The 20,400-nt window shown below is 65.8% G+C and carries 23 protein-coding genes; 12 read left to right on the top strand and 11 right to left on the bottom strand.

Going from position 1 to position 20,400, the window contains the following annotated elements:
* The first annotated feature begins 12 nt into the window (after nt 1–12).
* The 8 genes from hflK to IV113_RS01010 all read left to right on the top strand — a co-directional run bounded on the left by hflK (nt 13) and on the right by IV113_RS01010 (nt 7,183).
* Nucleotides 13–1,320 carry an FtsH protease activity modulator HflK gene (hflK, locus tag IV113_RS01045; RefSeq protein WP_291079949.1) on the top strand — a complete coding sequence of 436 codons (1,308 nt, stop codon included), beginning with the start codon at nt 13–15 and terminating at the stop codon, nt 1,318–1,320.
* A gap of 31 nt (nt 1,321–1,351) precedes the next feature.
* Nucleotides 1,352–2,245, top strand: a complete 894-nt coding sequence (gene hflC, locus IV113_RS01040) for a protease modulator HflC (protein WP_291079947.1) — start codon at nt 1,352–1,354, stop codon at nt 2,243–2,245.
* Nucleotides 2,246–2,306: 61 nt separating this feature from the next.
* Nucleotides 2,307–2,489 carry a DUF2065 domain-containing protein gene (locus tag IV113_RS01035; RefSeq protein ID WP_291079945.1) on the top strand — a complete coding sequence of 61 codons (183 nt, stop codon included), beginning with the start codon at nt 2,307–2,309 and terminating at the stop codon, nt 2,487–2,489.
* Between the two features lie 117 nt (nt 2,490–2,606).
* Entirely contained in the window at nt 2,607–3,800 is a 1,194-nt protein-coding gene (locus IV113_RS01030) for an ATP phosphoribosyltransferase regulatory subunit (protein ID WP_291079944.1), read from the top strand.
* On the top strand, nt 3,797–5,185 hold the full coding sequence (locus IV113_RS01025; protein WP_291079942.1) for an adenylosuccinate synthase: 1,389 nt from the start codon (nt 3,797–3,799) through the stop codon (nt 5,183–5,185). The genes IV113_RS01030 and IV113_RS01025 overlap by 4 nt, the downstream gene beginning before the upstream one ends.
* 68 nt (nt 5,186–5,253) lie before the next feature.
* Entirely contained in the window at nt 5,254–5,778 is a 525-nt protein-coding gene (locus tag IV113_RS01020) for a phosphoribosyltransferase (RefSeq protein WP_291079940.1), read from the top strand.
* Complete coding sequence (locus IV113_RS01015; RefSeq protein ID WP_291079938.1) at nt 5,775–6,965, top strand: PLP-dependent transferase; 1,191 nt, start codon at nt 5,775–5,777, stop codon at nt 6,963–6,965. Before IV113_RS01020 ends, IV113_RS01015 begins: the two co-directional genes overlap by 4 nt.
* Nucleotides 6,966–6,997: 32 nt before the next feature.
* Nucleotides 6,998–7,183 (top strand): hypothetical protein, encoded by a 186-nt coding sequence (locus IV113_RS01010; protein WP_291079936.1) that lies wholly within the window; start codon nt 6,998–7,000, stop codon nt 7,181–7,183.
* Nucleotides 7,184–7,231: 48 nt separating this feature from the next.
* Here the strand turns inward: IV113_RS01010 and mnmH are convergent, their stop codons facing one another.
* Nucleotides 7,232–8,290 carry a tRNA 2-selenouridine(34) synthase MnmH gene (mnmH, locus tag IV113_RS01005; RefSeq protein ID WP_291079934.1) on the bottom strand — a complete coding sequence of 353 codons (1,059 nt, stop codon included), beginning with the start codon at nt 8,288–8,290 and terminating at the stop codon, nt 7,232–7,234.
* 6 nt (nt 8,291–8,296) lie between these two features.
* Nucleotides 8,297–8,989 carry an arylesterase gene (locus tag IV113_RS01000; protein WP_291079932.1) on the bottom strand — a complete coding sequence of 231 codons (693 nt, stop codon included), beginning with the start codon at nt 8,987–8,989 and terminating at the stop codon, nt 8,297–8,299.
* Here IV113_RS01000 and IV113_RS00995 point away from each other — a divergent pair.
* From IV113_RS00995 to IV113_RS00980, 4 genes are read left to right on the top strand one after another with little or no spacing between them, the layout of a single operon-like run.
* Nucleotides 8,988–9,686 (top strand): ABC transporter ATP-binding protein, encoded by a 699-nt coding sequence (locus IV113_RS00995; protein ID WP_291079930.1) that lies wholly within the window; start codon nt 8,988–8,990, stop codon nt 9,684–9,686. The two genes, IV113_RS01000 and IV113_RS00995, sit on opposite strands and share 2 nt — an antisense overlap.
* Before the next feature lie 32 nt (nt 9,687–9,718).
* On the top strand, nt 9,719–10,462 hold the full coding sequence (gene rlmB, locus IV113_RS00990) for a 23S rRNA (guanosine(2251)-2'-O)-methyltransferase RlmB (RefSeq protein ID WP_291079928.1): 744 nt from the start codon (nt 9,719–9,721) through the stop codon (nt 10,460–10,462).
* A gap of 2 nt (nt 10,463–10,464) precedes the next feature.
* Nucleotides 10,465–11,187: an NAD-dependent protein deacylase gene (locus IV113_RS00985; protein ID WP_291079926.1), complete on the top strand. Its 723-nt coding sequence runs from the start codon at nt 10,465–10,467 to the stop codon at nt 11,185–11,187.
* 48 nt (nt 11,188–11,235) lie between these two features.
* Nucleotides 11,236–11,625 (top strand): nuclear transport factor 2 family protein, encoded by a 390-nt coding sequence (locus IV113_RS00980; RefSeq protein WP_291079924.1) that lies wholly within the window; start codon nt 11,236–11,238, stop codon nt 11,623–11,625.
* 13 nt (nt 11,626–11,638) lie between these two features.
* On the opposite strand, the gene IV113_RS00975 is transcribed toward IV113_RS00980, so the two are convergent.
* The 9 genes from IV113_RS00975 to IV113_RS00935 form a co-directional block, all read right to left on the bottom strand.
* Nucleotides 11,639–12,235 (bottom strand): chromate transporter, encoded by a 597-nt coding sequence (locus IV113_RS00975; RefSeq protein WP_291081136.1) that lies wholly within the window; start codon nt 12,233–12,235, stop codon nt 11,639–11,641.
* Nucleotides 12,235–12,852, bottom strand: a complete 618-nt coding sequence (locus IV113_RS00970) for a chromate transporter (RefSeq protein ID WP_291079922.1) — start codon at nt 12,850–12,852, stop codon at nt 12,235–12,237. Before IV113_RS00970 ends, IV113_RS00975 begins: the two co-directional genes overlap by 1 nt.
* Nucleotides 12,853–12,887: 35 nt before the next feature.
* Nucleotides 12,888–13,757 (bottom strand): AraC family transcriptional regulator, encoded by an 870-nt coding sequence (locus IV113_RS00965; RefSeq protein ID WP_291079920.1) that lies wholly within the window; start codon nt 13,755–13,757, stop codon nt 12,888–12,890.
* Nucleotides 13,754–14,215 carry an effector binding domain-containing protein gene (locus IV113_RS00960; RefSeq protein ID WP_291079918.1) on the bottom strand — a complete coding sequence of 154 codons (462 nt, stop codon included), beginning with the start codon at nt 14,213–14,215 and terminating at the stop codon, nt 13,754–13,756. The genes IV113_RS00965 and IV113_RS00960 overlap by 4 nt, the downstream gene beginning before the upstream one ends.
* An 84-nt stretch (nt 14,216–14,299) precedes the next feature.
* Nucleotides 14,300–15,226, bottom strand: coding sequence for a helix-turn-helix domain-containing GNAT family N-acetyltransferase (locus IV113_RS00955; protein ID WP_291079916.1), 927 nt, complete (start codon nt 15,224–15,226; stop codon nt 14,300–14,302).
* 53 nt (nt 15,227–15,279) lie between these two features.
* Nucleotides 15,280–15,678: a response regulator gene (locus tag IV113_RS00950; RefSeq protein ID WP_291079914.1), complete on the bottom strand. Its 399-nt coding sequence runs from the start codon at nt 15,676–15,678 to the stop codon at nt 15,280–15,282.
* Nucleotides 15,679–15,680: 2 nt separating this feature from the next.
* Complete coding sequence (locus IV113_RS00945) at nt 15,681–17,288, bottom strand: ATP-binding protein (RefSeq protein ID WP_291079912.1); 1,608 nt, start codon at nt 17,286–17,288, stop codon at nt 15,681–15,683.
* A gap of 131 nt (nt 17,289–17,419) precedes the next feature.
* Nucleotides 17,420–18,163: a 3-oxoacyl-ACP reductase FabG gene (fabG, locus tag IV113_RS00940; protein WP_291079910.1), complete on the bottom strand. Its 744-nt coding sequence runs from the start codon at nt 18,161–18,163 to the stop codon at nt 17,420–17,422.
* 69 nt (nt 18,164–18,232) lie between these two features.
* On the bottom strand, nt 18,233–20,389 hold the full coding sequence (locus tag IV113_RS00935) for a 3-hydroxyacyl-CoA dehydrogenase NAD-binding domain-containing protein (protein ID WP_291079908.1): 2,157 nt from the start codon (nt 20,387–20,389) through the stop codon (nt 18,233–18,235).
* Between the last annotated feature and the right edge of the window lie 11 nt (nt 20,390–20,400).

Raw genomic sequence — 20,400 nt, 5'->3', positions numbered from 1 at the left:
AAGCTGCTGGGCATGTTCAACCTGAACGATCCGCGCTGGGGTCGGGGCGATGACGCATCCCGCAACGAGGGATCGAAGGACGGTCATGAGCCCGAGCACAACGACGACAACCGTTCGCCGCAGCGTCCGCGGGGTCAGGGGCCCAACCAGGGTCCTCCCGATCTCGACGAGTTGTGGCGCGACTTCAACCGCAAACTCGGCGGCCTGCTGGGCAAAAAGGGCGGTGGTCAGGGTGGCGGCAACGGATCCGGGGGCGGCGGCATGCCCAACTTCAATCCAAGTCCCAAGACCACCGGCATCGGTGCTGGCCTCATCGTCGGTGTGGCCGCACTGATCTGGCTGGGCACCGGCTTCTTCATCGTGCAGGAGGGCCAACAGGCCGTCATCACGCAGTTCGGCAAATACAACAGCACCGTGGGTGCCGGTTTCAACTGGCGCCTGCCGTACCCCGTGCAACGCCATGAGACTGTGTTCGTGACCCAGATCCGTTCGGTGGACGTGGGCCGTGACAACCTCGTGCCTGCCACCGGCCTGCGCGAATCGGCCATGTTGACGGAAGACGAGAACATTGTCGAGATCAAGTTCGCCGTTCAATACCGTCTCAACGACGCCCGAGCCTTCCTGTTCGAAAGCCGCGACCCGGACGCCTCGGTGGTCCAGGCCGCTGAAACGGCTGTGCGCGAGGTGGTGGGCAAGATGAAGATGGACGCCGCGCTTGCCGAAGAGCGTGACCAGATCGCACCGCGCGTGCGCGCTCTCATGCAGACCATCCTGGATCGCTACAAGGTGGGCATCGAGGTCGTGGGCATCAACATGCAGCAGGGCGGTGTCCGCCCGCCCGAGCAGGTGCAGGCTTCATTTGACGATGTGCTCAAGGCTGGTCAGGAGCGCGAGCGCGCCAAGAACGAGGCTGAGGCCTACGCCAACGACGTGGTGCCCCGGGCTCGCGGTGCCGCGTCGCGCCTGACCGAAGAGGCCGAAGGCTACCGGGCCCGTATCGTCGCTCAGGCAGAGGGTGATTCGCAGCGCTTCCGCTCGGTGTTGACCGAATACCAGAAGGCGCCGCAGGTCACCCGTGAGCGTATGTACACCGACGCCATGCAGGAGATCTACAGCAACGTGACCAAGGTGCTCGTGGACTCCAAGGCGGGCAACAACCTGCTGTACCTGCCGCTGGACAAAATCATGCAGATGACGGCGCAATCCCCTGCGACTGCACCTGCGACACCGCTGCCACCGCCCACCGCAGGCGCTGCGACCACCCCGGCCAGCCGAAGCCTCGACAACGCAGCTCGTTCGCGCGAGCGCGAAAGCCGTTGAACGCAGCACACGAGACCAAAGAGCAACGCACATGAACAAATTGGGTTTCATCCTCACCAGCCTCGTCGTGGCGTTGGCCATCGCCAGCTCCATGCTGTTCGTGGTTGACCAGCGCCAGTTCGGCGTGGTCTTCCAGTTGGGCCAGATCAAGCGGGTCGTGACCGAGCCGGGACTGAACTTCAAACTGCCGCCACCGTTCCAGAATGTGTCGTACATCGACAAGCGCCTTCTCACGCTCGAAAGCACCGACACCGAGCCGACCCTCACGGCCGAGAAGCAACGTGTTGTCATTGACTGGTACGTTCGCTGGCGCATCGCCGAGCCACAGGAGTACATCCGCAACGTCGGCATCACCGAGCGCGCCGGCGCGTTGCAACTCAACCGCGTGGTGCGAAACTCGTTTCAGCAGGAAGTGAACAAGCGCACCGTCAACGAATTGCTGTCGACCCGGCGCGAAGAGCTGATGGCCGATGTGAAGCGCGAAGTGCTGGCTGCGGTGCGCAGTGCCGACAAGCCCTGGGGCATGGACGTGGTAGACGTGCGCATCACGCGCGTCGACTACGCCGAGAGCATCACGGCGTCGGTGTACCAACGCATGGAAGCGGAGCGCAAGCGCGTGGCCAACGAACTGCGATCCACCGGTTTTGCCGAAGGCGAAAAGATCCGCGCCGATGCCGATCGTCAGCGTGAGGTGATCGTTTCCGAGGCGTATCGCGATGCCCAGCTCATCAAGGGCGAGGGCGACGCCAAGGCCGCAGCTTCGTTCTCCGATGCTTTCGGTCGCGACCCGGCCTTTGCCCAGTTCTACCGCAGTCTGGAGGCCTACAAGTCGAGCTTCGCCAGCAAGTCCGATGTGCTGGTGGTCGATCCTTCGTCCGACTTCTTCAAGTCCTTGCGCAGCAGCAATCTGGCGCCCAATCGGTGACTGCCATGACGCCCGCCGGTTGTTGGTCGTTTGTACGCACTGGCAACGCGGCTTCGGTGGCGTGAATTTGATCTGGGCCGCACTGGCACTTGTGCTCGTGTTCGAGGGCATCCTGCCTTTGGTGGCGCCGCGGTTGTGGCGCCAGGTCTTCTCTGAAATGCTCGGCCTGCGCGATGGTCAGCTCCGCTTCTTCGGCCTAATCTGCGTGGCCAGCGGCGCCCTGATGTACTGGCTGCTCGCCTGATTTCCCTGGGTGGCGGGGTGCTCCAAGCGCCCCTGCCCACCCACTCGTGCGACATGCCTGCGGATACTCTGCCGCACCCCGGTAAAATCACGGTTTTAACAGCTCCTGAAAATGCCCATGTCTGCCTGGGTCCTCCCGGATCACATAGCCGATGTCTTGCCTTCCGAGGCCCGCCACATCGAAGAATTGCGCAGGAGCTTGCTTGATACCGCCCGTGGCCATGGCTACGAGTTGGTCACGCCTCCCCTGCTGGAACACCTCGAGTCCCTGCTTACCGGTACCGGTGAAGCGCTCGACCTGCAAACCTTCAAACTCGTTGATCAGCTCTCTGGCCGCACGCTCGGCCTGCGCGCTGACAGCACGCCGCAGGTGGCGCGCATCGATGCGCATTTGCTCAACCGTCAGGGGGTTGCGCGCCTGAGTTACTGCGGGCCGGTGGTGCACACGCGCATCGACCGTCCGCTGGCCAGCCGTGAACCCTTGCAGTTCGGTGCTGAGATCTACGGCCACGCCGGCCTGGAGGCCGACCTGGAGGTGATCGAACTCGCGCAAGCCTGCCTGCGCGTGGCCGGCGTGAAGGGCCTGCAGCTCGACATGGCCGACGTGCGCGTGATTGATGCCGTGTTGGCACCTGTCGCGCTCACCGCGGCGCAGGAAGCCTGCATCCATGCGGCACTCAACGCCAAGGATGTGGCCGAGCTCAGCGTGCTCGCGCGCGACTTGCCGCCTGCCGTGAGGCGCGATCTCTGCGCCCTCCCGCGCCTCTTCGGCGATGTGGCTGTGCTCGATGAAGCCCGGCAGACGCTGCAAGCCTCGCCCGAGCTGCATGCCGCGCTCGACAGCTTGCGCTGGCTTGCCTCTCATGCGCAGGACATGACGGTATCGATCGATCTGGCCGATCTGCGCGGCTATGCCTACTACACCGGCATGCGCTTTGCCTTGTTTGCCCAGGCAGGGCAGGGCAGTGCAGGTCAGTCGCTGGAATTGGCGCGCGGTGGCCGCTACGACGAGGTGGGTGCCGTGTTCGGCCGCAACCGACCGGCCGTGGGTTTCAGCCTCGACCTGAAAGAGCTGGTGGCCGCGGTGGCGCCTCGCCCTCTGGTCGCCGCGATCCGCGCGCCCTGGGGCATGGACGCCAGTCTGCGCGGGGCCATTGTCGACCTGCGCGCACAAGGCCACACGGTGGTGTGTGTGCTGCCCGGCCACGAACAGGAAGTCGACGAATTTCATTGCGACCGCGAACTGGTGCCCGATGCGGCACGCGCGGGCGCATGGACAGTAAAGAACATTCAAACGGAAATCAGCCAATGACGAACAGCAGCAACGCCGTGACACCCGGTCGCAATGTGGTGGTGGTAGGGACCCAATGGGGCGACGAGGGCAAGGGCAAGCTGGTCGACTGGCTGACCGAAACCGCCACCGGCGTGGTGCGTTTCCAGGGCGGCCACAACGCGGGCCATACGCTGGTCATCAACGGTGTGAAGACGGCTTTGCACCTCATCCCCAGCGGCATCATGCGCGCCGGTGTGAAGTGCTACATCGGCAACGGCGTGGTGCTGTCGGTGGGCAAGCTGTTCGAAGAAATCGCCGGGCTGGAGAAGGCTGGTGTGGAAGTGCGTTCGCGCTTGCGCGTGAGCGAAGGCTGTCCGCTGATCCTGCCGTTCCATGCCGCCATCGACATCGCGCGCGAGGCCGCCAAGGTCAAGGCCGGCACCGAGAAGATCGGCACCACCGGCCGCGGCATCGGCCCGGCCTACGAAGACAAGATCGCTCGCCGCGCGCTGCGCGTGCAGGACCTGAAGTACCCCGAACGTTTCGCCGCCAAGCTGCGCGAACTGCTCGACCTGCACAACCACCTGCTGACCAGCTACCTGCATTCCGCCGACATGGCCTGGGACGAGAAGATTGCCGCTTACATGAAGGACGGCGCAATCCAGTTCGAGCCGGTCTACGCCGAGGCGATGCAACAGGCCGAGCTGCTCAAGCCCATGATTGCCGACGTCTCGCGCGAACTCAACGAGGCCCACCAGGCCGGCGCCAACCTGCTGTTTGAGGGCGCGCAAGGCACGCTGCTCGACGTCGACCACGGCACCTACCCCTTCGTCACCTCCAGCAACTGCGTGGCCGGCAACGCCGCTGCCGGCTCGGGCGTGGGCCCTGGCCTGCTGCACTATGTGCTGGGCATCACCAAGGCCTATTGCACCCGCGTAGGCGGTGGCCCGTTCCCGACCGAGCTGGAGTGGGAGAAGGAAGGCACACCAGGCTGGCACATGGCCACCGTGGGCGCCGAGAAGGGCGTGACCACCGGGCGCAGCCGCCGCTGCGGCTGGTTCGACGCCGCGCTGCTCAAGCGTTCGGCCCAGGTCAACGGCCTCACGGGCCTGTGCATCACCAAGCTCGACGTGCTCGACGGCCTGACGGAACTCAAGCTGTGCACCGGCTACCGGCTCGATGGAGAAGTCATCGACATCCTGCCCATGGGCGCCGAGGACATTGCTCGTTGCGAACCGATCTACGAAACCCTGCCGGGCTGGAGCGATTCGTCCGTGGGTGTCACGCAGTACGACAAGCTGCCCGAGAACGCGCGCCTTTACCTGCAGCGCATCGCGGACACCACCGGTGTGCCCATCCATGTGGTGTCGACCAGCCCCGATCGCGACCACACCATCCTGATCCACCACCCGTACCACGGCTGAGCGGCGCGTGCATGGCCCCCGGGGCCGTGCATCGTGCAGAATCCCGACCGATACCCCCAGGAGTCCGAATGCTCACCGAAGACGGCAAACACCTCTACGTTTCGTACGACGAGTACCACAACCTGATCGAGAAGCTCGCGCTCAAGATCTACCAGTCGGGGTGGGAGTTCGACACCATCCTGTGCCTGGCCCGCGGCGGCATGCGCCCCGGCGACATCCTCTCGCGCATCTTCGACAAGCCATTGGCCATCATGTCCACCAGCTCCTACCGGGCCGCCGCCGGCACCGAGCAGGGCAACCTGGACATTGCGCGCTACATCACCACGCCGAAGGGTGAGATCGCCGGCAAGGTGCTGCTGGTCGATGACCTGGCCGACTCCGGCCACACCCTCAAGGCCGTGATCGACCTGCTCAAGAACAACTACGCGCCCATCACCGAGATGCGCAGCGCGGTGATCTGGACCAAACAGCTGTCGGCTTTCACGCCCGACTATTCGGTGGAATTCCTGCCCACCAATCCCTGGATCCACCAACCGTTCGAAGGCTACGACAGCATGCGCCCGGCACAACTGCTGGAGAAGTGGAAGCTGTGACCGACTTGTCCACCCGACTGATCCACCACCCGTACAAGCCGCCCGAAGGCTTCGAGGCGATGGCGCCGGGTGTGCACAAGGCCTCCACCGTCTTCTTTCCCAGCGTCCAGGCGCTGCGCACCAAGGACTGGAAAGACAAGAGCGGCTACACCTACGGCCTGCACGGCACGCCGACCACCTTCACGCTGGAAGAGCGTCTGGCCACGATCGAGGGTGGCCAGCACTGCATGCTTGCACCCAGCGGCTTGGCAGCCATGACGCTGGTGGACATGGCCTTGCTGCGCAGCGGCGACGAGTTGCTGATACCCAACAACGCATACGGTCCGGGCAAGGTGTTCGCCGAGGTGGAGCTGGCCGCCTGGGGCATCACGCATCGCTATTACGACGCCATGGATCCCGACGACCTCGCGCGCCAGATCGGCCCGGCCACGCGCCTGGTCTGGCTGGAGGCTGCGGGCTCGATCACGCTGGAGTACCCCGATATTCCGGCATTGGTCGAGCGCGTGCGTCAAGCCAATGCACAGCGAGGTCACGAGCAGACCATCGTCACCGCGCTCGACAACACCTGGGGCGCGGGCATTGCCTTCCAGCCTTTCGAGCAGGGTGTGGACGTGTCGGTGCAGGCCCTCACCAAGTACCCCAGTGGTGGTGCTGACGTGCTCATGGGATCGGTGATCACGCGCAATCTCGCCTTGCACCGAAAGATACTGCTCACACGCATGCGCCTGGGCCTGGGCGTGGGTGCCAACGATGCCGAACTCGTGCTGCGCGGTCTGCCCAGCATGACCTTGCGCTACCAGGCGCAAGACGCCAGCACTCGCGAGCTCGCCACCTGGATGCAGGCACAGCCGGGCGTGGTGCAGGTGCTGCACCCGGCGCTACCGCGCTCGCCCGGACACACCACGTGGCTGCGCGACGCGACCGCCGCGGCTTGCCTGTTCAGCGCTGTGTTCGACCCTTCCATTTCTCAGTCGCGTATTGATGCGTTCTGCGACAGTCTGAAGCTGTTCCGCCTGGGCTGGAGCTGGGCCGGGCCGATCAGCCTGTGCGCTCCCTACGACACAGCGTCCATTCGACCCAAGGGCTGGCCTCATGCCGGTGGTCTGGTACGCTTTGCGGTCGGTCTGGAATCCGTGCACGATCTGCGTGCCGACCTCGCACAGGCCTTGGCGGCCCTGCAAGCCTGACCCCTTTGTTTCAACAGACCTGAAAGACTGATTTGGCTACTCCCAACTACGGATACGAAAAGCGCCAGCGCGAGCTTGCCAAGAAGAAGAAGAAAGAGGAAAAGCTCAAGGCCAAGGCCGAAGGCCGCCGCCACGACGACACCGACGCGCCTGAAGAACCGGGCACCGACGCACCCGATGCCGCAGCCAGTGGCGACGGCGCAGCGGCTGCGGACTGACTTGGCGCCCCACCGAGGTCTAAGCTCAGACCTCGGTTTCGCTGGCGGTTATGTGCACTTCAGCAGCGACCGCGCAGCCTCGTTCAGCGACTCGGCTGAGCGGTCCCGCAGCTCACAGGGCAGGGCCTGCGGGAATTGTTTGAAGTTGCGCCCGATCGACTGGGCGTACATCGGGTCGTAGTGACGGGTAAGCAACTCCAACACCACCTCGGGTGTCTTGCCACTCTTGACCCTTTCGATCCAGCTCGACACCACCTCCTTGCCGCGCAGCTCCGTCAGGGCCTCCAGTCGTGAGCAGAACGAGGCGGGGTCTTTCACGAAGAAATCGTAGTCTTCCAGCAGCAGTGCCACACGCTCTTCGTCCGACAGGCGCAGGTCGATGCAGGGGCTCGCCCGCATCGCGTCGATCAGCGCATCGGGCACGCGCACATTGCCCACCTTCTTGCTTTCGCTCTCCACGTAGACCACACGCGCCGGGTCAAAGCTGCGCAGGGCTGCCCAAACCATCGAATCAAAGCGCTTCTGGCTCGGCTGCGGCTGGCCAGGAATGTGACCCAGCACCGAGCTGCGGTGGCTGGCCAGGGCCTCCAGGTCGAGTACCTGCGCACCCTGTTCTGCCAAGGTCTGAAGCAGGCGCGTCTTGCCGCTGCCGGTGGGGCCGCAGACGATGCGGTACTGCAAACGCTCGGCGATCGAAGGCAGGGAGTCGACCAGCGCCGCGCGCCAGGCCTTGTAGCCGCCCTCGATCAGGGTGACGTGGAAACCGATCGCACCCAGGATGGTGGCCAGCGCGCCGCTGCGGTTGCCGCCGCGCCAGCAGTACACCAAGGGCTTCCAGTCGCGTGGTTTGTCGATCACTTCCCGCTCGATGTGGCTGGCGATGTTGCGCGCCGACAGGGCAGCGCCCCGCTTCTTGGCTTCGAAGGGATTGACCTGCTTGTACATCGTGCCGATGGTGATGCGCTCTTCGTTGTTGAGCGTGGGCCAGTTCACCGCACCCGGCACATGGTCGAGCGCGTGCTCGTCTTCGGTGCGGGCGTCGATGATGAGGTCGAACTCGGCGAGGCGGCTCAGCGCTTGCGCTGCATTCAGGGTGTGTACGGGCATGCCCGATTATCGGCGCGCGATGAGTTTGCGCAGTTCGGGCCAGACGTTGTCGCGCATGGTGGCCTGTGCTTTCTCGTTGGGGTGAATACGGTCGTTCTGGAACAGCGCAGTCGGGTTGGCGGTATCGGCCACGCCCTTGAGAAAGAACGGCACGAGCTCGGTCTTTTCGGCCTTGGCCACGGTGGTGTACAGGTCGCGAAACTCCTGCGCGTACTTCGCGCCGTAGTTCGGCGGCATCTCCATGCCCAGCAGCAGCACCTGCGCACCTGCCTCGCGCGAGAGCCGCGCCATGGTGGCGAGGTTGTCGCGCGTCATGTTCAACGGCAGGCCGCGCAACGCATCGTTGCCGCCGAGCTCGATCACCACCCACTTCGGTTGGTGCTGCTTGAGCAGCGCCGCCATGCGCGAACGTCCGCCGGATGTGGTGTCGCCGCTGATGCTGGCGTTCACCACGCGCGCCTTGATCTTCTCCTTGGCGAGCGACTCGCTCAGCAAGGCCACCCAGCCCGTGCCACGCTTGAGACCGTACTCGGCGCTGAGCGAATCACCCACCACCAGGATCACCGGCGCATTGCTGTTGGCGGCTTGCGCGGGTACTTGCGCGAGAGCACTGCCCAAAGACCCTGTAGCGGCGAGCGCGCACACGCTTGAGAGCAGCGCGTTAAAGTGTCGGCGTTTCAACTTGAGAAGTCCTTCCATGTCCGATGTGATGATTGCGGTCCAGCATGTGTTCAAGTCGGTCACCGACTCCACCGGTTCGCTGACCATTCTGCGCGATATCGATTTCACCCTGAACAAGGGCGAAACCGCCGCCATCGTGGGCGCCTCCGGATCGGGCAAGAGCACGCTGCTGTCGATCGTTGCGGGCTTGGATACACCCACCAGCGGCACAGTTCACATCGATGGCGTCGATTTGTTTGCGATGGACGAAGACCAGCGCGCCGCGCTGCGTTCGCAAAAGGTCGGTTTCGTGTTCCAGAGCTTCCAGTTGCTGGGCAACCTCACCGCACTGGAAAACGTGATGCTGCCGTTGGAGCTGGCCGGCAGGCGCGATGCGCGCGCAACCGCCACGCAGATGCTGCAGCGCGTGGGCCTCGGCGAGCGCCTCTCGAGCTACCCCAAGGTGCTCTCGGGCGGAGAACAGCAACGTGTGGCGCTGGCACGGGCCTTCGTGGTGCAGCCCGCCGTGTTGCTGGCCGACGAACCCACCGGCAGCCTGGATTTCGCCACCGGCGGCAAGATCATGGAACTCATGTTCGACCTCAACCGGGAACAAGGCACCACGCTCGTGCTGGTCACGCACGACCGTGCGATCGCACAACGCTGCGAGCGGCGCATCACCATCGAGGCCGGGCAGGTGGTGCCTGAAGTCAAAGAGCCGGTGGCCATCGCCTGAGCTTGCGTTGGCCCGGAGGGGATAATCCGGGCATGTCTTCCCCCAAAGTGCTTTTCGGCTTTCACGCCGTGGGCGTGCGCCTGAAAACCGCGCCGCAATCCATCATCGAGATCTACTACGAGCCCACGCGCCGTGATGCGCGCATGCGCCAGTTCCTCGACAAGGCCCGCGAGGCCAACGCCCGCCTGATCGAGGCCGACGGCCTGCGCATCGCCAAGCTGGCGGGCAGCCACGGCCACCAGGGCGTGGCCGCCCGCGTGGAAGAGATCAAGCAGGTGCATTCGCTCGACGAGTTGCTGGAGCAGCTGGAGGCCACCGGCGTGCCCCCTTTGCTGTTGGTGCTCGACGGCATCACCGACCCGCACAACCTGGGTGCCTGCCTGCGCGTGGCCGACGGCGCCGGCGCGCACGCCGTGATCGCGCCCAAGGACCACGCTGCGGGCATCAACGCCACCGTGGCCAAGGTGGCCAGCGGTGCGGCCGAGACCATGCCGTACTTCATGGTGACCAACCTCGCGCGCACGCTGGGTGAACTCAAGGAACGCAACATCTGGATCATCGGCACCAGCGACGACGCGCCCAAGACGCTCTACCAGGTGGACCTCAAGGGTCCGGTGGCGCTCGTGCTCGGCGCCGAAGGCGCGGGCATGCGGCAGCTCACGCGCAAGACCTGCGACGAGCTGGTGAGCATTCCCATGCACGGCGCGGTGGAGAGCCTCAACGTGTCGGTGGCCAGCGGCGTGTGTTTGTACGAGGCGCTGCGCCAGCGCAGCTGAGCATGCAGGACACGGTGCGCGGCTGGATCGGCGAAGCGCGCCACATCGCCGTGCTCACCGGCGCGGGCATGAGCGCCGAGTCCGGCGTGCCCACCTTCCGCGACGCGCAGACCGGACTGTGGTCGCAGTTCAATCCGCAGGACCTCGCCACCGAAGCCGCCTTCCGCGCCCACCCTCAGCGCGTGTGGGACTGGTACGCCCACCGCCGTGAAATGATCTCCGGCGTGGCGCCCAACGCGGGGCACGTGGCGCTCGCCGCCTTCGCCGCGCGACACCCGGGCCGCCTGACCCTCATCACCCAGAACGTGGACGGCCTGCACCAGCGCGCGGGCCACACCGATGCCCTGGCCCTGCACGGCAACATCGCCGACGACCGGTGGCTGGACGCGCCGCGCGCATGCTGCGGCGTCGAAACCATCGAGGCGGGACGGCCGCCACGCTGCCCGGTCTGCGGCAACCTGCGCCGGCCGGCGGTGGTCTGGTTCGGCGAGCACCTGCCCGCGGCCGCACTTGAGGCGGCGGAGCAGGCCGCACGCACCTGCGATCTGATGCTGGTGGTCGGCACCTCGGGTGAGGTCTATCCCGCCGCAGGCCTCGCGCTCACCGCCCACCAGTGCGGCGCGCGCGTGGTGATCTTGAACCCCGAGGCGACGCCGCTGGATGCCGTGGCCGAGTTGTGCGTGAAGGAACCTGCGGCGCTGTGCCTGCCGCTGTTGCTGGCGTAAGCTGTCGCAACCCCTGCCACACCCGCTGGCATTCACAGGAGACGACACATGGCGATCGCCACCCTCGATGCATGGCACGAACTGGTCAAGACCCGCAACGCCAAGGGCCTGCGGGACCTGCTGGCCGATGACGTCGTCTTCCATTCGCCGGTGGTGCACACGCCGCAGGCGGGCAAGGCGGTCACCACGCAATACCTGGCCGCGGCGTTCCATGTGTTTTTCAACGCCTCGTTCCGCTACGTGCGTGAGGTCATCGGGCCGCGCGACGCGGTGCTGGAGTTCCAGGTGGAGATCGACGGCATCACCGTCAACGGGGTCGACATGATCCGCTGGAACGACGAGGGCCGCATCACTGACTTCAAGGTGATGATCCGCCCGCTCAAGGCCATCAACCTGATCCACCAGAAGATGGCGGCCATGCTGCAGGCCAACCAGTAGCCGGCAGCGCGCTTCACACCCAGCCCAGCGCCCCCAGCACTGCGCCCGCGCCGATCAGCCACAGCAGGTGGATCTTCGTGCGCCACACCAGCAAGGTGGCGCAGACTGTGAGCAGCCACAGCGGCCAGTCGCGCGCAGGGTGCTCGTGCGAGCCGGTGAGCAGCCAGCCGGTGGCGATCAGCAGCGCGATCACGATCGGGGCCATGCCGGTCTTGAAGGCGCGCACCGCGCGCAGCTCGCGGTTCTGGTGCGCCCAGCGCGTGGCGGTGTAGGTGAGCACGGAAGAGGGCAGCATGATGGCCACCATGGTGACCAGCACGCCCAGAAAGGCCAGTGCCCAGGCCATCCAGCCGGCGGCCGGGCCACCGCCCGCGTTCAAGCCCACGTTCCAGCCGAGCAGGGCAACGAACAGCACGTTGGGCCCCGGCGCGGCCTGTGACAGCGCGATCGACGAGCTGAACTGCGCGTCGCTCAACCAACCATTCTGGAAGACCAGATAGCGGTGCATGTCGGGCGCGGTGGTGATGGCGCCGCCCACGCCGAGCAGCGAGAGCGAGGCGAAGTGGGTGAAGAGATCAAGCCAGTTCGCGGCGGTGGGTGCCATGGCCATCATGTGCGGATCTCCTCGGCGCGCTTGAGCACCTGATAGGCCCACACGCAGGCGCCGCCGCCGATGCCCAGCAGCACCCACAGCAGCGGCCAGCGCAGCAGCGCAATCGCCACGAAGGTGAGCGCCGCCAGGGCGATGCACACGCCCATGCCCATGGCGTTGCGGTCGAGCGCGGCGATCAGCTTGATGCCGGTGGCGGTGATCAGGCCAGCCGCGACCGCACCCATGCCCCGCAGCGCGTTCTGCGCGACAGCGCTGTCGGCCACGCTGCCGTACAGCACCGCCAGCAGCAGCACGATCACCAGCGGCGCGGCCAGCATGCCGGCCAGCGCGGCCATGGCGCCCGGCAGGCCAAAGTAGCGCCCGCCGATCATCATGGAGAGGTTGACCACATTGGGGCCCGGCATGATTTGCGCCACGGCCCAGTCCTCGACGAACTGCTCACGCGTCATCCAGCGTTTTTTCTCCACCAGTTCGCGCTGCACCACCGCCAGCACACCGCCAAAGCCCTGCAGGGCGAGCCAGGTGAAGGAGAGGAACAGGTCGGTTTTCGACTGCGGGTGGTTGAAGGGCAGCAGGTCGGCTGCGTCAGGTGATGTCTGGGCGGGTTGCGGCATGCCGGAATTATCGGGGACCGGCTTTCAGGGGTTTGTCAGGCCGCCGGTGCCCGCGCCAGCGGCAGGCAGATGTCGGTCAGCAGATCGGCCGGCGCGGTGTCGCGCGGGTTGCTCAGGTACTCCTCGAAAACCGGGGCGTCGCCCACCTCGTGGCCGCTGCTCACCAGCCAGTGGCCGTACAGCCACTGGTAGGCCGCGCGCATGGTCGCGTAGGGTCCGCGGTGGCGCAGCACGGCGCAGGGGCCACCGCCCACCTCGAAAGCCACCAGCGGCGGCGCCACCTCGGCGTGCGTGGGCACGGACAGACCGGCGCGTGAGCAGAGCTGGTTTTCCGGCACCGCCGACGGGTCGTCGAGGTACTCGGCGATCCAGCGCGAATCCGCGCGCACATGGCCGAGCGCCGCGAGCTGCACGAAGCTGCGCTCGAAGGCCTTGCCGATCGCCATGTACGAGCCCTTGTGCTCCAGGCCGGCCAGCCGCAGGCGCGGCACCTCGCGCACCTGCACCTCGTGGCCCGCGGGTGCGGCCTGCGCCGCCTCTGCCGAGCGGAAGGCGACGTGCCCGCCTTGCTGGCGGTACTGCAGCGGGCTCATGCCATAGGCCGTGCGGAAGGCGCGCGCGAAGGACTGGGCATTGGGGTAGCCGCAGCGGCGCGCGAGCTGTTCCACCGGCAGGCCGGTGTTGGCCAGGTAGCCCGTGGCCCGGTGCAGCCGCAACCGGCGCACCGTGGCCGCGATGGTCTCGCCGTGCAGCGCGTGGTAAACGCGGTGCCAGTGGTAGGGCGAGAGGTGCGCCACCTCGGCCAGGCGGTTCAGGTCGAGCGGCTCGTCCAGGTGGTCGTGCAGGTAGGCGATGACGCGGCCCAGCCGCTGCTGGTAGTCGGTCCAGCCGTGGCCCGGGTTCATGTGCTGGCGCCGTCCCGCACGCCCACCAGGATGTCGATTTCGCCGTTGGCGCGGTAGCGCTCGCAATCGGCCACGAAGGTTTTGGGCAGGTCGTCGCGCTGCCAGACGTCCTGCCACACGGCGCCCACCTGGTCGAAGCGGCCCGGCGGCACGGGAAACACCGCGCGCTGCGAGGCCGGCAGCACGGCATGGCTCATGCCCGGCGGCACGGCTTGTGTACTGGAGACCGGCGCGCCGATGATCAGCGAGTAGATGCCGTGGTTGTCCACGCCGGCATGCTCGAAGTGCGTGTAGATCGCGTAGACCTCATCGGAGAGCTTGCCCGGGATGCGCGCGAGCACGCCCTCTTCGGTGAAGCGCTGCCAGTGCGGCGGAATGGTGTGCATGGCCTCGTCGTTGGAGGTCCTGAGTTCGATGCCCATGATGTGCAGGGCGGTGTCTTGCTGGACGATCTGCATGGAAGGCTCCTGAGGTTGGTGTTCAAGGCCTTCAATCTAGCCGCCCCGGGCTGACATTTCTTGCGGAGTTGCGTGCCCCGGCCCTCACAAGGCCAGTTCCCAGGTCTCACCCACCAGATCGTGCCCGTAGCTGTGATGAGCCTCGCTGTGCACCAGCGCAAAGCCGCGCTGCGCGTAGATGGCGCGCGCGGCGGTCAGGCCGCTGTTGGTCCACAGCACCATCTTGCGGTAGCCCTTGGCGCGCGCGAAGGCCAGGCATTCGTCCGTGAGGCGCGCACCCAGGCCGAGGCCGCGCGCGGCCGGGCTGAGGATCAACAGCCGCAGCTGCGCTTCGGTTTCGCTCTTGCGCACCACGAACACCGAGCCCACGCGCTCGCCATCGAGCTCGGCGATCCAGCCGCGCTCCCACTGCGGGTCGTGGCGGCGGATCATGCCGGCCACGATCTCGGCCACCAGGGCTTCGAACTCGCTGTTCCAGCCGTACTCGCGGGCGTAGATCTCGCCGTGCTGCTGCACCACCCAGCCCATGTCGCCGGCGCGCACGTCGCGCAGCACAGCGGTGCGCGAGGGCTGGCCGGCGTTCGGGTCGAGCAGGGCCTGCACGCGCGCCAGCGAGGCCACCAGGGTGTCTCGCTGATCGGGCGGGAGCGGGGCCAGCAGACGCGCAGCTTCGTCGCGCGAACGCTGTTGCAGGGGGTCGAACGCGCCACGGCCTTCGGGCGTGAGGCTCAGCGCGTGCTGGCGGGCGTCGGTGGGCGAGGGGGTGCGCGTGATCCAGCCCGCGTCGGTGAAGCGGCGCACGATGCGGCTGAGGTAGCCCGCATCGAGCAGCAGGCGGCGTCCGAGCTCACTGGCGGTGCAGGGCGCGTGGTGCGCCAACTCGTAGAGCACCCGGACCTCGGTGAGCGAGAACGCACTTCCCAGGTAGGGGTCGAGCAGGCCCGTGCGCTGGGTGTAGAAGCGGTTGAAGGCGCGCAGCGCACGCACCTGGCTGGGGTCAACTTCATGCATGCCCACGAGTGTCGGGCATATTGTTGACTATGGCAATTAAATGCTTGCTGTTGTCAGTTAAAAGTTGGACCCGGTTGCAGAATTTCGCGCACCCTTTCGCGCGTGAGCGGCTTCGTCACGAAGCCTTGGATCAGCGGCGTTTGCGAGGCCTTCTCGCGATCCTGTGGCGCGTCCGATGAGGTCAGCATCATCACCACCACAGCGGGCTTGCCCATCAGCAGGGGCGTGGCTTGGAGCGCGAACTCGAAGCCGTCCATCAGCGGCATGTTGATGTCGAGATAGATGCAGGTCGGAATGACGAGGGGATCGGTACTGAGATAGTTCAGTGCCTCGATGCCGCTTTCGAACACCAGAATGTCGCCCGTGAACCCGGCGCGCCGGATCATGATCTCGTGGAAGACGTTGTCGGCTTCGTTGTCGTCGATCAGGATGAAACGCTCGGGTGCGGCCATGGTCATTCGATGTGGGGTGTCGTGGGGGCTGGGGGCAGATGGAGCGTGAAACGACTGCCTTCGCCGGGTGTGGACTGCACGCTGATGCTGCCGCCGTGCAGCTGCGCGACGCGGCGGCAGACGGACAGACCCAGACCGGAGCCTTCAAAGTGCTTGCGCGTGTGCAAGCGCTTGAACATGTCAAAGATGTCGTGCTGGTGTTCGTCCGCAACGCCGATGCCGTTGTCGTGCACGTGAATCCGGTGACCGCCATCGTCCCCTTCGACCGTGACGCGCACCACGGGCGGCACGTCTCGGCGAGAAAATTTCAAGCCGTTGGAGGCGAGGTTCTTCAGCACGATGCGCAGCAGCGGTTCGTCGGCCATCACGGGCGCTTGTGGTGCGCATTCGACGCGCCCGCCGGTGCGTTGAAGCAGTGGGGCCAGATCGTCCTGAAGCTGGTGCATCAAACGGGAGACGTCCACCGGGCGAAGCTGCACGGCATGGCCGCCCAGCCGCACGAAATGCAGCAGGTCGTCGAGCAAAAAACGCATGCGCTGGCCGCCCGATTGCACGAAGGAGAGGAAACGTTGTGCCGTGGGTGTGAGTTCTTCCGCGTGATCGGTGACCAGCAGCGAGGTGAAGTTGTTGACCGTGTTGATCGGTTCGCGCAGATCGTGAGAAACGATGTGGATGAAGCGGTCCTGCTCCAGGGTTTTTTGTTCCAGCAGTGCCACCGTTTGCTGCAACTGCGCTTCGCGCGCCCTGGTTTCGTGCACATCCTGTGCCCGCATCACGGCGCCGGTGATCTCGCCCCGGGCGTTGCGCACCGGCAGCAAGGCCACTTCGACATGGCGGGGACCGCGCGCGGGAAAATCGGTCTTGCGGGTGTAGAAACCGGGCTCCCCCGCCAGTGCGCGGACCAGCTGGGGTTGGATGATCGTGCGAAACGCGTCTTCACCCACGTGCTCCGCGACCCTGCGCCCGATGATCTGCTCGCGGGTACAACCCCAGTACGCCAGGAACGTGTCGTTGACGTGTTGATAGACGTGCTGTGTGTCGATGTAGACCTGCAGGTCCAGACCGGAAATCGCCATGGCGGTGAGCTGCTCGTGCTGCAGCCGGGCTTCTTCGAGGCGCACCGACTCGTGTTCCAGCAAGCTGGTGACGAGGCTGCCGAGGCGGCGCAGGGCGTCCAGTTGGTCGGGTTGAAGCGAGCGGGCTTTCAGGTCAATAACGCACACCGTGCCCAGTGCGAAGCCGTCCTGGGTGACGATGGGGGCGCCGGCATAAAAGCGCGCATTGGTGGGGCCGGTCACAAACGGGTTGCTGCTGAAACGAGGGTCCTGTTGCAGATCTTCGACCACCATCACCTGCTCGGGATCCATGATGGCGTATGAGCAAAAGGCGACCTCCCGCGGTGTTTCCTGCTCTTCAACACCGATGCGCGACTTGAACCACTGGCGGTCCTGGTCGATGAGCGTGATGAGCGCCACCGGTGTGCCGCAGATCAGTTGGGCCAGCGCGGAGATGTCGTCGAATGCCTTTTGCGGCAGGGTGTCGAGGATGCCCAGACCGTGGAGTCGGGCCAGGCGTTGTGCCTCATTGGTGGGGATCGGGGAAGTCTGCATGGTGCACGTCTCGGGTGACGTCATTTTGTAACACAGCCCCCTGCGCAGCGTGCGTTTTGAGCAGCGATACAGCGGCTCCCGTCCACTTCGACACGCACCCCAGGCGCGCACGGGCAAGCCGTGCGCACCGGTTAAACCGACATGCCGCCCGAAACCTCGATGACGGCGCCGTTGACGTAGCTAGCCTCGTCGCTGGCGAGAAAGGCGTACACGTTGGCGATCTCTTCAGGCTGACCGAGGCGGCGCAAGGGCACGCGATGCTCCATCTCGGCAATGACCTTCTCAGGAATCGTGCTGAGGATGGGGGTCACGATGAAGCCGGGTGCCACGGCGTTGACGCGAATGCCCTTGGGGCCGAGTTCGCGGCTCCAGGTCTTGGTGAAGCCGATCACGCCGAACTTGGCTGCAGCGTAGTTGGTCTGGCCGAAGTTGCCGTAGATGCCCACCACCGACGAGGCATTGAGGATCACACCGCCGCCCTGTGCAGTCATTTGCTCAGTCACGGCCTGGGCGCAATGGAACACGCCACGCAGGTTCACGTCGATCACCCGGTCGAACTGCTCCAGCGTCATCTTCTGCAGCCGCGCGTCCTGTGTGATGCCGGCATTGTTCACCAACACGTCGATGCGCCCGAATCGCGCCACCACCCGCGCCACCACTGCGTCCACCATCTCGCGCTGCGTCACGTCCATCACGAAACCCGCCGCCTGGGCGCCGAGCGCTTCGCACTGCCGCACGGCTTCGTCCACCGCCACCTGCTTCAAGTCGCACACGATCACCACGGCGCCTTCCTGCGCGAACTTGATCGCGGTGGCCAGGCCGATGCCCTGCGCAGCGCCAGTGATGAGGCTGATTTTTCCTTCGAGACGTTTCATGTGGGATGGGTGAGGGGTGGGTCAAAAAAAAGCCGGCGGGTACACCGCCGGCGGGAGGGGTGAGGGCGCTCAGTACACGGGTTGGTGATGGCGGATGACGCGCAGGGTGGCCTCGTCAAGCTCGAAGCCAGGGCCATGCCGGGCGGCCAGCCCGGCGCAGCGCCGCTCGAAGGTGTCGATGCCCATGCCGTAGATGAACTGCAGCGCCCCACCGGTCCAGGCCGGGAAACCGATGCCGAAGAGGGAGCCGATGTTGCCGTCGTGCACGGAGGTGAGCACACCTTCGGCCAGGCAGCGCGCGGTTTCCACGGCCTGGCGGTAGAGCAGGCGGTCTTTCACGTCCTGCAGCTCCCAGGCGTGCCCGGGCTTTTCGAACAGGGGCTTGAGTTCCGGCCAGAGCGTCTTCTTTTGTCCTGCCGGGTAATCGTAAAAACCAGCACCGGCCGCGCGGCCTGCGCGGTTGAGTTCCTTGACCATGCGCTCGACCAGCAGTTCGCCCGGTGTGGCGGTGTAGGCCTTGCCCTCCGCGGCAAAGTCGGCGCGGGTCTGGTCCAGCACGTGGACCGAGAGCGAGAGCGCGGTCTCGTCCAGCACGGCCAGCGGCCCCACCGGCATGCCGGCTTGCATGGACGCGTTTTCAATCACCGGCGCGGGAATGCCTTCGCCCAACATGGCCGCGCCCTCCATCACGAAGGTGCCGAAGGTGCGGCTGGTGTAGAAACCGCGCGAGTCGTTCACCACGATCGGCAGCTTGCCCAGCGCCTGCACGTAGTCGTAGGCGCGCGCCACCGTCTCGTCGTCCGTTTCCTTTCCGCGGATGATCTCCACCAGTCTCATCTTGTCCACCGGGCTGAAGAAATGGATGCCGATGAACTTGGCCGGGTTGATGCTGGCCTGGGCCAGCCCCGAGATGGGCAGTGTGGAGGTGTTGCTGGCGAAGAAGCCACCCTCGGCGAGCAAGGGCTCGGCTTCGTGCGTGACGGTGGCCTTGAGTTCGCGGTTCTCGAACACCGCTTCAATGATGAGGTCGCAGCCCTGCAGGTCGGACGGGTACGCGGTGGGTCTGATGCGTTCGAGCAGCGATTGCTGGTCTTGCGGGTTCATGCGCCCCTGGTCCACGCGCGTCTGTGTGAGCCGTGCGCTGTACAGCTTGCCGCGCTGGGCGTTTTCCAGGCTCACGTCTTCCAGCACGGTGTCGATGCCGCGGCTGGCCTGGGTGTAGGCGATGCCCGCGCCCATCATGCCGGCGCCGAGGATGCCGACCTTCTTCGGTCTGTAGCGCGGCACATCTTTCGGACGCGACTGCCCGCTCTTGATCGCGTTCATGTTGAAGAAGAAGGTGTTGATCATGTTCCGCGCCACTGGACTCACGATGAGCTTGGCGAGGTAGCGGCTCTCGATGCGCGTGGCGGTGTCGTAGTCCACCATCGCGCCTTCGGCCATGGCCGCCAGCGCGGCTTCGGGCGCGGGGTACAGACCGCGTGTCTTCTGCTTGAGCATGGCCGGTGCCACGGTCAGCATGCCGGCGATCTTGGGATTGGCGGGCGTGCCACCGGGGATCTTGTAGTCCTTGGCGTCCCAGGGGTGTTGTGCCTTGGGGTTGGCCGTGATCCACAACAGAGCTGCGGTGCGCAGGGAGGCTGCCACATCGTCGCCGTTGGCGGGTACCAGCTGGTGCACCAGGCCCAGTTCCAGGGCTTCGCGCGGATTGAACAGCTTGCTCTCCAGAATGAAAGGCTGCGCGCCCATCAGGCCGAGCAGGCGCGTCATCTTGGTGATGCCGGTGGCGCCGGGGATCAGGCCGAGCGTGATCTCGGGCAGGCCGAGCTGGATCTTGGGGTTGTCCACCACCACGCGGTGGTGGCCCACCAGCGCCACTTCCCATCCGCCGCCGAGCGCCGCGCCATTGATGCAGCTCACCACCGGCACGCCCAGGGTCTCCAGCGTGCGGAAGTTCTTTTTGGTCTGCTCGATCTCGGCGAAGACGCGTGGTGCATCGGCTGGTGTCAGGCGCATGGTGCTCTTGAGGTCGGCACCGGCGAAGAAGGTGCTTTTGGCCGACGCCAGCAGGATGCCCTGGATCAGCGCTTTGTCGCGCACCACCAGGCCGGTGGCGGTGGTCAGGTCGCGCTGCCAGTCGGCGCACATGGTGTTCACCGGCGAACCCGGCTCGTCGAAGGTGAGCGTGGCGATGCCGTCGTGCAGTTCGTAGCGGATGGTTTTCATGTGGCGTTCGG

This window comes from Hydrogenophaga sp., from assembly GCF_018780385.1.
GTDB lineage: Bacteria > Pseudomonadota > Gammaproteobacteria > Burkholderiales > Burkholderiaceae_C > Hydrogenophaga.
Note: the sequence above shows the minus strand (reverse complement) of the source record. Positions and strands in the feature narration are given on the sequence as shown.